1 protein-coding gene and 1 pseudogene are annotated in these 796 nt (G+C 60.9%); one reads left to right on the forward strand and one right to left on the reverse strand.

Going from position 1 to position 796, the window contains the following annotated elements; translation table 11 throughout:
- Positions 1-374, forward strand: a pseudogene (locus tag EOA86_RS36785) (trigger factor); the annotation flags it as partial.
- Positions 375-452: 78 nt separating this feature from the next.
- Here EOA86_RS36785 and EOA86_RS36790 read toward each other — a convergent pair.
- Entirely contained in the window at positions 453-779 is a 327-nt protein-coding gene (locus EOA86_RS36790) for a hypothetical protein (protein WP_128345844.1), read from the reverse strand.
- Positions 780-796 lie beyond the last annotated feature (17 nt).

Below are 796 nucleotides of genomic sequence, written 5' to 3' on the forward strand. Positions count from 1 at the left end.
GCGAGAAGGCCGGCGTGACGGTGTCGGACGACGAATTGCAGCGTGGCCTGTTCGAGCAGGTGCGCCGCTATCCGGCCAACCAGCAGCAGGAAGCGTTCGAATTCTACCGCAGCAACCCCGAAGCGCTGAACACGCTGCGCGCGCCGATGTTCGAGGAGAAGGTGGTCGATCATCTCCTCGGCCAGATCTCCGTCACCGACGTTAAGGTCAGCAAGGAAGAGTTGATGGCCGACGACGAGGACACCGAGACGGCCAACGCGAAGCCGGCGAAGAAAGCCGCCGCGAAGAAGGCCGACGCCAAGCAGGCCGACGATACGGAAGAGCCCAAGAAAAAGGCCGCGCCGAAGAAGAAAGCCGCCAAAGACGCGGAATAACACGGCATTCTGCGAATTGTGAAAGGCCGCCCACGAGGCGGCCTTTTTCGTTGCTGCCGACGTCGTAAGGCCGCCGCCCTAGTCGCGAGGCAATTGACTGACGAGGATCCGCATCACGGTCACTCGCCTGGGCAGTTCAATGAGAAACTCTTCGTCACGCGGCAGGTGGTGGATCTTGTGCGGGTCGCCGCCGGTGAAGCTCGCCATGGCTTCGACGTCTGGCCAGTACGAGATGGTCACGAACTCCGTTTCTTCTTCGCGATCTTCGCGAAACAATTGCAAGCCAAGTGCCTTCTCCTGAAGCGGCGGAATGCCTTCGCGGCGTAGATAGAGCTCGTAGTCGTCTGCCAGATCACGGCGTGTCCTTCCCCGCCAGATCCGGGCAATTGTGGCGTTGTCGGTCATGAAGTGCTCCTCTGTGC

It is taken from the genome of Mesorhizobium sp. M5C.F.Ca.IN.020.32.2.1 (assembly GCF_004023105.1).
GTDB lineage: Bacteria > Pseudomonadota > Alphaproteobacteria > Rhizobiales > Rhizobiaceae > Mesorhizobium > Mesorhizobium wenxiniae.